Origin of the sequence: Blautia sp. NSJ-175, assembly GCF_022867815.1 — a bacterium.
Classification (GTDB): domain Bacteria; phylum Bacillota; class Clostridia; order Lachnospirales; family Lachnospiraceae; genus Blautia; species Blautia celeris.
This window is the reverse complement of record NZ_JALIFQ010000014.1, coordinates 1-12,927: the sequence shown is the minus strand read 5'-3', so window position 1 is coordinate 12,927 and position 12,927 is coordinate 1. Positions and strand designations below refer to the sequence as shown.

General features: G+C 35.7%; 11 protein-coding genes. All 11 read right to left on the bottom strand.

All coding sequences use genetic code 11. The annotated features are described in order from the left end of the window. Positions 1-6: 6 nt before the first annotated feature. A complete protein-coding gene (locus MUB35_RS19845; RefSeq protein WP_244806693.1) occupies positions 7-1,716 on the bottom strand; it encodes a hypothetical protein in 1,710 nt (569 codons plus the stop codon). Positions 1,717-1,738: 22 nt separating this feature from the next. After that, entirely contained in the window at positions 1,739-2,872 is a 1,134-nt protein-coding gene (locus MUB35_RS19840) for an aminotransferase class V-fold PLP-dependent enzyme (protein WP_244806692.1), read from the bottom strand. Between the two features lie 2 nt (positions 2,873-2,874). Further along, the gene (locus MUB35_RS19835) at positions 2,875-6,459 is read right to left on the bottom strand and encodes a hypothetical protein (protein WP_244806691.1); all 3,585 of its coding nucleotides are present in this window, start codon (positions 6,457-6,459) and stop codon (positions 2,875-2,877) included. A 14-nt stretch (positions 6,460-6,473) separates the two neighbouring features. Then, positions 6,474-7,334: a DUF4007 family protein gene (locus tag MUB35_RS19830; protein ID WP_244806690.1), complete on the bottom strand. Its 861-nt coding sequence runs from the start codon at positions 7,332-7,334 to the stop codon at positions 6,474-6,476. Position 7,335: 1 nt separating this feature from the next. Further along, the gene (locus MUB35_RS19825) at positions 7,336-9,087 is read right to left on the bottom strand and encodes a phosphoadenosine phosphosulfate reductase domain-containing protein (RefSeq protein WP_244806689.1); all 1,752 of its coding nucleotides are present in this window, start codon (positions 9,085-9,087) and stop codon (positions 7,336-7,338) included. A 17-nt stretch (positions 9,088-9,104) separates the two neighbouring features. After that, positions 9,105-9,290, bottom strand: a complete 186-nt coding sequence (locus tag MUB35_RS19820; protein ID WP_331477591.1) for a helix-turn-helix domain-containing protein — start codon at positions 9,288-9,290, stop codon at positions 9,105-9,107. A 339-nt stretch (positions 9,291-9,629) separates the two neighbouring features. After that, positions 9,630-10,022, bottom strand: a complete 393-nt coding sequence (locus MUB35_RS19815) for a hypothetical protein (RefSeq protein ID WP_244806687.1) — start codon at positions 10,020-10,022, stop codon at positions 9,630-9,632. A gap of 479 nt (positions 10,023-10,501) precedes the next feature. Further along, positions 10,502-10,954, bottom strand: coding sequence for a hypothetical protein (locus MUB35_RS19810; protein WP_244806686.1), 453 nt, complete (start codon positions 10,952-10,954; stop codon positions 10,502-10,504). A gap of 39 nt (positions 10,955-10,993) precedes the next feature. Continuing rightward, entirely contained in the window at positions 10,994-11,221 is a 228-nt protein-coding gene (locus MUB35_RS19805; protein WP_244806685.1) for a ParB N-terminal domain-containing protein, read from the bottom strand. 94 nt (positions 11,222-11,315) lie between these two features. Continuing rightward, positions 11,316-11,633: a SymE family type I addiction module toxin gene (locus MUB35_RS19800; RefSeq protein ID WP_244806684.1), complete on the bottom strand. Its 318-nt coding sequence runs from the start codon at positions 11,631-11,633 to the stop codon at positions 11,316-11,318. Between the two features lie 516 nt (positions 11,634-12,149). After that, entirely contained in the window at positions 12,150-12,521 is a 372-nt protein-coding gene (locus MUB35_RS19795) for a hypothetical protein (RefSeq protein ID WP_244806683.1), read from the bottom strand. Positions 12,522-12,927 lie beyond the last annotated feature (406 nt).

The window sequence follows — 12,927 nt, the reverse complement described above, 5'->3', positions numbered from 1 at the left end:
ATCCCCCTATACTTCTCTTATCTTTCCGTCATCTGTTAACTCTAGACGAATATTCTCATTCCCACTATTCTTCAGCACTACAATCTCAACAATATCCTCATCTTCATAATCTTTTAATATCTCTGATATCTGGGATTTTAAACTTTCTACACCATGAGATAATTGTGGATCAATATTTGTAGCAATTACACCGTTCTTCAACTCTTCAAAATAATCCAGCATTGGAAGAGTCAAGACAGTATCTAAAACCGCTCTGTCTATTTTTAGTTTCAGCTCATATCTGTCTTTTCCTTTATTAAAGATACTATCTATTGTTTTAATTTGTTCTATGCGAAGTCTCCGTACTGGTATTGTTCCGGTAATCAACTGTACATTCTGTGTGATACCAGACTCTCTACTAAGAGTCAACGGAATTTCTGTACCATCACTCGGTGTTCCCACATAAATCATGGACAATGCATCCTCAATTAGATTCGTATCAAGCTTCGATGGTGTATCAGTTCTATCTCGAAGTGCAAGATATCTTTTAAACTGTTTCGAAAAAATATCCTCATAGTCTTGTAAAACACTTTTCTCATCAGTAACTATATTCATGAACAAATATGTTCTACGTAGGAATTCTGTCCAACCACTAACAAAGGCATTTTTATGTTCCGCCTCAACAATAATCCCTTCAATTGCATTTCCAAATAATTTCTTATATTCCTTACCCACTAAGAGTTTTTCATCTGAACGCATTCTTTTATGGTCATACAGGCAACGATTTGCTGCATCAACTGCGATAATATTTAGTGCACGCTCATTCTGCTTTGTTCCAATATATCCAAAAAACAAATTACTAAAAAGATACTTATATGATTCACTATAAGCAACTTCCTCGCAGGACATTCCTCCAGTTAGCATATATGCTAACTGTTCTGCCATACTACGAATAGTTAATCTTATTCCATATTCCGTTAACCAGATAAAATGATTATGAACAAACTCAAAAACTTTAGTCTTATTTTCTATAATGAGCTGACGATTCCTATATATGTAACAATAATCATATTTCTTACAATTTTTACAACCTTCCCATAATTTGTCCTGAGTTATCTTTTCTAAAAACTCTGTTGCAAAATAAACGTTATCAATCGTCGCAACGTTTATAACACACATTCGAACACCACTTATACTGACGACTTCACCAGCATTATTGTCCATCATATTAATTAATCGAATCCTGGCTTTTTCTTTTTCTTCCTCGGCATCAAATAATTCCCCAAACGTATTGATAAGAGGACCGGTATTAGCAACCATAAATACATAATTTCCATTTTCCACTATATCTACAGATTTTCTCATTACATGGATTCGATCTGTCTGATTTTCCGTTTCTTCTTCTGGCAGTTCGCTAAAGTCCTTAACACAAAGGCATTTCGCACCATTTGGAAGACTTATCTCACTCATCTTTTCCTTTGCATCAAATTCTGCTCCCAAATCAGTTAAAACCTGATACATGATACTTGTTTTACCGTCGCCAGCATGTCCAGTTAAAATCACGATATGTGGCTCTTTCTCTGTAAGATTGTCTTTGATATAATCGCACAATCCCACTCTCACCATTACCTCTTCAAAATAAGGACTGTCTACATTTTTCTCTCCATATGCATTTTCATTTTGAGCATTGTAATTGTGCAATGAATTCAGATAATCAATATACATCTTATTGTTCATAATCCGGCCTCTTTCACCATATTTATAATTCGCTTATTGCATCCACTAATTGGTCTATATCATCCTCTGTATTAAACTTACCCAAACCAATTCTTACTGTTCCTGAATACTTCTCATCTTCTAAATATTTATGTACATAAGGAGCACAATGATATCCAGTTCTTACGGCTATATCAAAATCCTCATCCAAAATACTCCCTATATCTTCTGACTTATAGCTTTTCACATTAAAGGAAATGACTCCGATATGATTCTCGAATTTCTCTGGCGTATAAAGGATAACATTCTTCAAAGTTTTTAATCGCTCTATTGCATATTCTGTAAGTTTTTTCTCAGTTTTAAAATTCCACTTCTGATTCAAAACGGATAAAGCTTCATGTAACCCAGCTATAGCTACCACATCTTTGCTTGCCGCCTCGTATCTACTCGGACTCTTCTGTGGCATATCTAATTTCAAAGATTCGCTTCCTGTTCCACCTACAATAAACGGTGCCAGATTAATCGTTGAATTATCAATAAATCCTGCAACGCCTAATGGCCCATACAACGTTTTATGACCTGCAAATACAATAAAATCTGCTTTGCATGTTCTTACGTCTATATCCATCAATCCAAACGACTGTGCAGCATCCATCACCGTAATTGCCCCATATTTTTTTGCCATCAAGAAAATTTCCTCTATTGGTAAAATATATCCTGTAACGTTGCTTACATGTGTACAGCATACACACTTCGGTCTATCCTTCACAAATTGATATTTTGCTTTTTCCAAATCTATCTCCAGGTTTTCTTTCAGTGGTAGTTCTTCCACTCGAATCCCTTTTTCTTGGGAAATTCGATGTAATGTACGTGCAACAGCATTGTGTTCATATGGTGATACATATACTACATCCCCCTTTGAAAGCGGTAGGCCATTCAAAATCATGTTTAACGAAATTGTTGCCGACGGTGTTAGGACAGCAGCCTCTACAGCAATTCCATGAACCACCTCAATCAATTTCTTACGTGTATCTTCTATTAAATTAGAGGCCTCCTGCGCAACCTTATATACGCCACGTCCTGCATTCACAGCAATGCCGCGATTCGCCCAGTCCATCTTTTGATAAACTGTTTCTGGCTTTGGATAAGTAGTAGCTGCATTGTCCAAATAAATCATTTCTAGTCCTCTTTTCTCATCACTTTTTCAATCATTTCTAGAAGAATTGCGACACGCACATTCACATCTAGATCTGCAAAACTTTCCAACTGATCTTCTATAATATTTCTAAACATTGCTCCTTCATCCATATCAACTGGATCATAATATTTTTGTATTATTTCTCCATTCTTACCGGTGAATGTAAGAACATAATTTCCTTTTTTATCTTCACTTCCAATAGATTCAATCTCAGCCTTTAAATCATTAAGCTTTTCAATATACTCTGTATAAGAATCATCATTCCAGGAATCTGCATGAACCTCTGTGATAATTTTCATTATCTTCGAAACAACAGAATACTCATCATAAGTATCTATATCAGCAATACAAGACATAAATCCAGATACTGCTGCATTATATAATCCATGCTTTGCAACATCACTTTGATTCTCATACCAAGTCTTCAAAGTATGAATCAAGTCGTCTTTTCCGTCCTCCGAAAAAATCTTCCTTGTATCTTCTGCAACCTTTGCAAATAGCCAATCCATATAGCCATTCAATTTTACTTTCATTACCTGGAGGAAACTAATAGTCTCTTCATAGTCTGTATCTCCACATATTTCAGGCAATGTTTCAAAAATAGCCTCATATGCATTCACATCCATGCGTTGCATAATATTTTTCAACTTAGGTAAAGCTTTCAAAACCTGCTTATCAGAAATGTACTCATTCTCTTTTCGAATGTTCTTTGTAATCTGGGGCAAAGCTCGATACCAGCGTTGCATACAGGTTAAGATATTTTCAATTCTATTACCGGAAAGATTATTATCTGCCTTATCTGCAAACAACTTAGACAAGTCCTGCAAATACTTATCTTTATCTGCACTATCCTTGGAAATAAACATTGAATACTTCTCCGGATAATCCACCATATTGATAATTGCATCCACAGTAAGTGTTGTTTCTCTATCCTCGTAGTATACAATAATATCCTCTTTCTTCTGTGACAGAACATAAGCAAGTAAAATAGGAAGAACCCCTGCTCTCATTCCATAAGGCTTTGCGCTATACTTATTAATAAGAATACTCAAAGACTGTTTTTCTTCTACACATTCATCAAAGAATTCATCAAACATTTCCAACAAATTCTGAACTTTATCTGGTTTTTCCTTTGCTAATATTCCTGAATTAACCATAACTGCTCGATAAATGGTAGATTCTGCACTTGTTCCCGTCAGATAATCCTCATCAGAGCACTTATTCATTATGTTTTCCATAATGATTTTTCTAGACTTCTTGATTGGTGCAGTTTTAATATACTGTTTGTTAATCAACTCATTATTAATAACCATTGTCTCTGAATAGAAATGGGTACAAACAGCATCAACAGCTGCACTTGTAGTTATGTTTTCGTCTAAAACCCATCCCTGCCCATCGTGGTAGAAAGTGACATGAGAATCGGCATTCTCAAATTCATCCTCTAAGAAGTTCGACAACAACTTAACGATATCTTCCTCCATTACGTTCAATTCCTTGGATAGAATTTCGTTCTCTTTCATGAATTTTACGTCTGTCCTTATATCCTGTAAAATTTCATATTCTGTGACCTTATTTATTAAGACAAATGGTGTTTTTGTATAAATCACAACGATATTTTCTGCTCCGAAAGTTTTTACCTTTTTTTGAATCTCTTTCGTTTTATCTGCATTCTCCAGAGAATAGAGGGCTATTACCTTTCCGTCCTGAAACTTACCATCTTTCAAAAATACATTTATATTATCTATTTGTAAGAAATCCTTTACATCCAAATATTCATATCTAAAATACCTAGTCATAGAGTATTGATTATTATATTTTTTAGGCAATACATACTGTATATCACTAATCTGAGCAAATGCCTTGGGCAGGTTGGGCACATCCTTTAAAGCCTTACGTTTCTTGATTTCCGATTTAAGAGTAGCACCCGCTCTTGTCTTAAAAACATAGCAATTATTAGTATCTTTTTTATACAATAATTCCTTAGCAACTAATGCACTAAGTATTTCTGTAGCATTGGGAAGTCCTGAAGCAATTTTGAGAATTTCCTCTGTCGGAGGCATCTCATCAAATTTATTAATGATATTAAGAACCGCCAATGTCTTTAACATACGTATTTTACTTGCTTCTTTTGCCTTTGATATCGCATACTCCGCATTTAGCCATTCTGTATGAACGCGTTCATTTGCTTTTTCCTTCTTAAACATATTTTGGAAATAATCATACACCCTATCCGGTGTAATAATCCATTCATCACTAAAAGAATGATCAGACACAAGTTGTGCCATACTATTAGGTTCTTCTTTTGAAATGAATGTAAATAAAGTTCTCTCGTTCTGCGCAACCTTTTCACTGATATTTAACAACGCATACGCTGAAACTGGGCTAAGTGGATAGCATCCCTTGATAATAATTTTTTCAAAGTCTTTATTGGTAAAAGTGGTTCTAAAGGCAGGTATTTTATAATATTCATCAATCTTTTCTCTTCCAAAAAATTTGTTTGAGTCTGGAATTTCCGCAAGTCTTTCTGTATCCGTTTCTATAGCATTCTGAATCAGTTCATAACAATTTTTCGAAGACGTATTAAAAATAACTTCTTCAATTCTACCTTCAATACCAGTAAACGCATTGATAATAGCTTCAGGCAGGTAAGTTCCATACTCTTTGATAGATTTATGTGCTACCATTGTCATATAAATCTGCATTTCCTTTGATTCATTAGCCAGTTCACACATATCTTGAAGGAATTTCATATTTCCACCAATTGCATGTTTTTCCTGTCCCTCGATAAATTTACTGAACTCGTCAAAGACAATATAAATACCACTATAACCACGCTCCTCATGTAACTTATTTGCTACACTTTGATACATAGGCAACACTTCGCTTCCTGCAAGCGGATTAAACTGTTCTCCTCCCATTAATGAAGGATAAATTTTCTTAAATAGTTCTAATATTTCAGGATTGCACACCTTTAAACCATTTTCAATTATCTTTGCTGATGTTCCTTTTACTTTTAAAGCTTTTTCATAATTCTCATATACTGCTGGATACTCTGCTTTCCAACGTGCAACAGTCTCTTTGGCAATGCTAAAGAAAGTGTCAGGCATAAGGTCTGTCAACTTCTCTCTTTTTAACGCATCATTTAATGCAATCATGAAAGAACGGCTAACGTCATCCTGACTACCTGAAATAATTACCGGCAAAAAACGCCCCTTATTCTGCCATACATCTCTTACTATCTTGTATGCATCTACATCTACTGGCTGAATTTTCTTTAAAAACCCACTCACAATGCTATCATTTTCTTTTGACCGTTCCATACTCACGATTGCTAAAAGAATTAACAGCAAATGAGACTTTCCTTTACCATAAGAACCTATTAGTATTGTTGAATGATTCTTATTCTGTTTTACAGAATTCGCATACCGTTTCAATATGTTCAAAGATGATTTTGTAGGAATATAGCTTTCTATTTTTTCTTTTTTATTTAAGTTCAAATAAAGATTGATGGAATTTTTAAAATTACCATTTAACTTTACGATTTGACTTAATTTATTAACGGCCATATATTTATCCACCTTTATTTGTTATAATAATCCTTTATAATTTCAATTGGTTTCTTGATATTTAACGGATAAACCATATCAAGACCTGCTGTTCTATCGACCCGAATATATCCCAAAGACTCAAGATCATCTAAATATTTGTTTACCGTAACCATAGTCATATGATATATTGCCCCAAGACTCTTTTCTCCTGCTGAAATCCGCTCAATGCTAAGAGACTTCTCATTTTCAAATAGACAACTTATTTCATATAACACTAGTATATTATCTACTTTTCTTAAATCCGGCTGCACTTTATAATATGTTTCATCTTCTTTTTTCAAAATTCCCAGCACGGATAATGGAGATATAATTTTATCCTCAGGGTCTTCGTTTTGAATCTTACCCTTAGAATACATATTTAACAATACATCAATATCATCTTTTAATGAACTTTCAGTCACTTGCTGTCCCACATAATTAAAAAGTTCCTGTTTCATCTTTCCTTGCAAATCTGCTTTTGAAAAAGAATCCGCTTCAAATCTATTAAAAAACATATACCAAACCGTTGCTTGTTCGATATTTTTTGCAATATTTGAATGAAGCAGCCATAGCGAAAAAACATCCTCAAAATATGGATCTTTTTCAAAAATGATTTCTGCCATATCTGAGAGTTTTTCTTTATTTCCATTTTTTTCAATCATTCCACAAGCTTGCATCCAATAACGGATAGACTTCACCATATTTGTACCAACGCCTAATACATCCGGTCCTTGATTTTCCAAGAAAATATGAGTTCCATTTTCTTTTGCTGCAAAAATGCCTTTATTCATCCATCCTTCACGCAACGGAAACTTTTCATGCCCTTTTAATTTATAATTAACCTTGTTCGCCATCTTATCCTTCTCTCTTGATTGTAAGCACCTTTCTCACATAACATCCGGCATTGTAATGGTTGACACACTCGGTACACCTTACACATTTTTCATCGTCAATCTTATATGAAGTACTTCCATCTTCTAATTCTTTTATTTTGACCGCATTATGTTTGCAAACACTCTCGCATGCCTTGCATCCTATGCACATCTGATATTTCGTCAACTGACATTGAATTTTTCCATCTGCTACTTTTAAGCTTGTAGCTCCGGCAAGTCTTTCATTTTTTATCGTAACTTTTAGCTTAGTAGAACCAATTCTTCCTTGAAGTACAAGAACAACCTTTCCCTTTTTATCAAGGACATACACCTCTCCTAAACGTTCGTTCCCTAGGTGAGGATTAATATAACCAAAAGGCTTAAATAATTCGTAAAATTCAGGAGTTATCGGCCTTTGCAGCTCATAATTGAACGCATTGTCTTCCGTTGCACAAGGTTCATATGAGATAATAGATCTTTCTGCAATATCAATTCCATTCCCTCCTTGTCTTGCTTTCCAACCTCCCTGATCGACATACTCTTCTGGATCGGGTTTATCTATCTTCTTCGCAAAATCAACGAGGATTTCTCTCCAATGTACATATTGATCATACATATGCACCTTTGATAAAAACTCTGACCATGCACCATTATTCGGACAACACCAACAGCCAACTCGCGAATATCCAAGACGATATGCATCATTAAAATCAATTCCTGTAGTCAGGATATACAACCACACATCAAAGTCTGTCCATTCGATAATTGGTGCCGCAACCGTCTGTTTTGTAATCTTAGGGCTCTTACTTTCCCTGTCATACTTACTTCTACTTAAAGATTCGTTATGTCGAATTCCCTGAAAAGATAAGATATTCGTCTTATTTTTAAAAGCAGAGGCTATTGTTTGAGTAATCGCTCCCGTCTTAAATACTGTACAGCACCATCTCATAACACGACTTGGAGGACCAATCTGCTTACAAAGGTTTTCAAAATTCTTTTCATAGTTTTTTGCAGGCAGCACTCTATGTTCACGACCAAATCGTTTTTTATATTCATACGTCAACGGAAATTCCAGTGTGGTATCTCCAAAGATATGATAAACTTTATTTGAAGAAAACGCTCTTCTCACGATATCTGACGTAACCGTAGAATCCTTACCACCGCTAAAAGACACAAACATATTTTCTAACGAGTACCGATCTTTATAACCTTGAACAAAATTGATTGCTTCATCTGTTACTTCATTGTATCTATTTTGGTTTACTTCTATAAACTTTTGAATATTTGCGTCAAACTTTGTGTAATCAATCTCTGACACACAGGTACTATATTTTGCCTTAATAGCTTTTATTTCTTCTAATGACTTACCATTAAACTCCTTAATAGAAACCTGCAATCTCTCGCCATCTATAAAGTAATAATTTGTATTATTCCAAACAGAAGCTTCCTCGAAACACAAGGGATCCTCTTTATTTAAAAGTAGTGCCAACAATACTTTTTCCTCTGGAAATACTGGTCTAATATCTGTTGCAATATATTCACCTTTGCTTCCACATTCTGGGCAACGCTCCTCATACATTGGAACATTACATTTACTACACCAATACAGTGTCGTTGACATCACAGGTTTTTCTTGGCATTGAACTTTTTGACCTGTTATCTCATCAATATCCCATTCCATGCATTTTCCCATAGGTGTCTTGCACATATGCTTAGGACATACAAGTTCTCTCATTATGATTCCTCCGGTTTCTACTTCAATTCATCCTTCTTAACCGCATCGCAGATATCTCCAATATTACAGTCAAAAAACTCACATATCCGAAGAAGCGTAGCTAAAGACACCTCTTCTCCTTTATTCAATTTAGTCATTGTCCCTGCCGATATTTCAAGTTTTTCTCTTAACAACTGCTTTGACATTTCTTTTTCTGCCAGCATAATCCATAACTTCTTATAGCTAATTTTCATTCAGTTATTACCTCACTCAGAACATTGTCTCGAAATAGATATAATATACATTTTTCATTTTACCATGAAGGCAAATAGATTACAACGAATATCAACTCTTATGTGCATTATAATCACATCTTTTTGCGATTATTTCATATCTATATTATATTTTATCAAATATACATCTACTTATTTTTTAGTTTAAAGAGATTTAACTGTGACTCGAAATGCAAGCAAAAAATAGAGGATACTTTACTCAAGCACCCTCTGCATAGTTTAATACTGCAGTCTCCTCACAGCTCTCCTTCTATGTTTTCATGTCTGATTTCATTCATACTCTATCATCCGACTGTCATCTGGATATTTTGTTTCCGAAACAAGTTCTGGATTGTACCATGCCCATTTACAATACCTATAATTTCCTTTTTCTCCATTGGAATTCTGCAGTCCATAATCTTCATCTGGATAAGCATCAGCCATAAGACCGCCCCAACTTCGCATAGTCACCTGAAATAGGTATCTATCATCCAGCACGGGTACTCCAACATCTGAATTTTGATGATCATGTCCTGAAAAATGATATCCATTATCTCGAATATCATCTATGACTGCTTTCCTTGCATCTTCATATAACTGTTTTTCATCATTTAACCCCCAGTTACTAATGACCTTATATTTTACAGTTCCAAATTTCCATCCTGTATACCCTGTTACTTTCATTACTCTTCATCCCCTTTAATCAATTTTCAATTATCCATAACAGAGACTGGCCTGAGGAACTTTTCATAATAAATAGTAATGCGCTGATACATTGCATTCTCTGCCGGTCTGTACTCATAATTTCTATTGCCTTTCAAAAGAGTATCTACTAGCAGACGAAAGAGTCCACTTAAGGCACACAGATTGTTTACCGTCGGCATATTTCTTCCGTCAAACCAGTGATAAATGCTCTGAGGCGTGCTAAATCTAAAAAAATCCTGAATATTCTTTACATTTAATCCTCTCGCTTGCATGATATGCTTTATATTCTGACCGGTTCTGGCCACATCGATTATAGGATATTTTCTTTTTATGACAAACACCCCCTCATAGTTATTAAAGTCCACAACTCCGTATGTTTTTATACATATTAGCTTTATATTCTACTCGCAGTGCAACCTTCTGTCATTGTAGCTGTAGTTATAAAATCTTTCTTTACTTCACCTCAAACCATGCCGCCAACGCTTTTTCCATAATATCTTCAATCGCATTCTGATCCTTCCCTGGGAAATGATATTCATCGGCTTATCCTTCGGCTCCACCGTCTTAGTCAGATAACGCCGTACCATAGCCTCGGTCAACTCACCGGAATGTTCCCGAAGTTTTATCGCCATATTCATTGTCAGCTTCACATACAATTCCATCATCTGCTCATATACCGGCTGCTGTTCTGATTCCGGCAGAAAAGATATCTGTATTCCAACCTTAAAAACCAAAGAACCATTATCCAGCTTATTGCGAAGTGGCTTTATCAGATCATTCACTTTCAAAAGCCTTCCCACAGAGCTTCCCGACAATCCGTATTTCTTGCCCACTTCATCACGATTTTTGAAAAGGTGGTCACCGTGACCACCTTTCAGCGGGATGCCTTCCAGCTTAGCCACTTCTGCCATGATGATATCCCCTTGTCTCTGATACAAGACCTTGTCATATCATTCTTTCAAGACTGCTGCCTTCTCCGAAATCTCCAAATCAGAAAAGGATCTCTGCATCAGATTCGTTTCAATCACATACACATAAGTATCTGTATCCGGCAAATCAGTTTTCACGATTGCCGGTATCTCTGTAAGACCGGCCAGTCTCGCTGCATTCTGTCTGTTATGACCAGAAAGCATTTCATATCCATCTTCTGTTGTACGGACGATTACCGGATTCAGCACACCATGACAAGCTTTTCCAGAAAATAAGCCAGATTGTATACGCTTACACTTTTTCCGACACCGCCCTTTGTTGCTCCTACTAAAATAATTTTACTCATACACCGTACCCTGCCTTTCTTTCAGCCACAAATCTTACATGCTGCTCACGCTTCTCTTGAAGGTATTTCTCATGCAGCTTCTTTGTTTTCTCTTCCATAAATGCATTCTCAGCTTCCACCACTTCTGCTCTGGAAGTGTCCGGCGTGATAATAAGCCTTCCGTCTTCACATTTGACCAGTACAGGATACCCGGCTTTGAATCCCAGCTCTTCAAGCCACAATCCCTGGAGTCTGAGCATCGGAGCTGACTTGCAGCCATAGCCGCCGAAACTACTGACTTTCAATTCTCTGTAATCTTTCTTTTTTCTTATCATAATTTTGCTCTTTTCGATTCACGTATCAATTTGATTTTAATTTATTATAGGACATGGTCGCATGTCCTCCAAGCAAAATTTGCATAGTCGCATATCCATTTCAAAAACACATTGTCAGATGTCCATTTTTTTGTTATACTCTATTTGGAAAATTGCGCCCGACCGGGCAGATTGTGAGATAAAATTGATGAGTGAAGAAAAGAAAACTGGATAGTTACATCTGTTATTTTTTCCAGTGCCATCCGGTTCTCCTGTGAGAATTCGGATACTAACCCGATATGAGGATATATCTGTCAGTTGAAAACAAGGCTGTAGTTCATAGGGCAAAATCCTTTTCCACCATAAAACTTGATCATACGTGCAGTGTTATTCAGTATTACAGTCTTTGTATTATCAGAACAATACATTTTTGTTCCTATCAGCTTTATGACTGCGTCATAAATGACATCAGTAACAGCGTGTATCCCATATCATCAAGAAAAAGTAATCCTTCTGAACAGTAAATGCGGATTAATTCTAATGTCCCGGCAGTATACCGACTGCTGCAATCATCAAGATACACATCAAGGTCTTTTCTCCAAACATAGGCAGCTTGTCATAGTTTGAACGCTTAAGATAAAGCCCGCGATCCGAAATGCTCCCTGTGGAGTCCATTTCCACTAATTGATATGTATACTGTACCCATACAATATGTCTTTGCGACGGTAATTCATTTTTGATATCTGCAAGCCAACTTTCACAGACAGCATCTGAATATCCCTCATTCCTTTGTTTCATAGAAAGTCCAAGGGATTCATAGCAATCTCTATATGACTTTTGACTGCTTGAACACACCTTCTTTTCTTTCAGCAGTGCCATTACTTTGTCTACAGTTTTATTGTAATTCATGAAATCACATCCCTTCAATTTTATTATGATTTCATTATCGCATATAAATTTTTATCTTGATATTTTTCTTAAAAACAGCTTGAAATCAATATTTCATTAAAAAGATAAGGATAAAAATATCGTGAGGATAAGCCACAAACGTTATAGATTGCATCAACACTTGATATATCCGCTAACAAAATGGCACCTTCAGCACATCCATGAGTATCTTCAGAAGCACCGGCTTGATTTCATTACTCATGCATATAAATAATCCGTTTGCTTCGATTTCAATCGTATGTGAATTGTCAACGAATCATGAAAGCTTATCTCAGCCTATAATGAAAATAGGATACTGACTCCACTACTTTTTTCACTTCTCTTTTTGCCTTACAATAGTCTTAGGCAGGATTAAGTTTGATTGCAC

What these genes read in the sequence shown, in the direction of transcription:
- MUB35_RS19840 (WP_244806692.1), bottom strand. Translation starts at nt 2,872, where the DNA reads ATGATTTATTTGGACAATGCAGCTACTACTTATCCAAAGCCAGAAACA.
- MUB35_RS19795 (WP_244806683.1), bottom strand. Translation starts at nt 12,521, where the DNA reads ATGAATTACAATAAAACTGTAGACAAAGTAATGGCACTGCTGAAAGAA.
- MUB35_RS19820 (WP_331477591.1), bottom strand. Translation starts at nt 9,290, where the DNA reads ATGCTGGCAGAAAAAGAAATGTCAAAGCAGTTGTTAAGAGAAAAACTT.
- MUB35_RS19810 (WP_244806686.1), bottom strand. Translation starts at nt 10,954, where the DNA reads ATGGCAGAAGTGGCTAAGCTGGAAGGCATCCCGCTGAAAGGTGGTCAC.
- MUB35_RS19825 (WP_244806689.1), bottom strand. Translation starts at nt 9,087, where the DNA reads ATGAGAGAACTTGTATGTCCTAAGCATATGTGCAAGACACCTATGGGA.
- MUB35_RS19835 (WP_244806691.1), bottom strand. Translation starts at nt 6,459, where the DNA reads ATGGCCGTTAATAAATTAAGTCAAATCGTAAAGTTAAATGGTAATTTT.
- MUB35_RS19800 (WP_244806684.1), bottom strand. Translation starts at nt 11,633, where the DNA reads ATGATAAGAAAAAAGAAAGATTACAGAGAATTGAAAGTCAGTAGTTTC.
- MUB35_RS19830 (WP_244806690.1), bottom strand. Translation starts at nt 7,334, where the DNA reads ATGGCGAACAAGGTTAATTATAAATTAAAAGGGCATGAAAAGTTTCCG.
- MUB35_RS19845 (WP_244806693.1), bottom strand. Translation starts at nt 1,716, where the DNA reads ATGAACAATAAGATGTATATTGATTATCTGAATTCATTGCACAATTAC.
- MUB35_RS19815 (WP_244806687.1), bottom strand. Translation starts at nt 10,022, where the DNA reads ATGAAAGTAACAGGGTATACAGGATGGAAATTTGGAACTGTAAAATAT.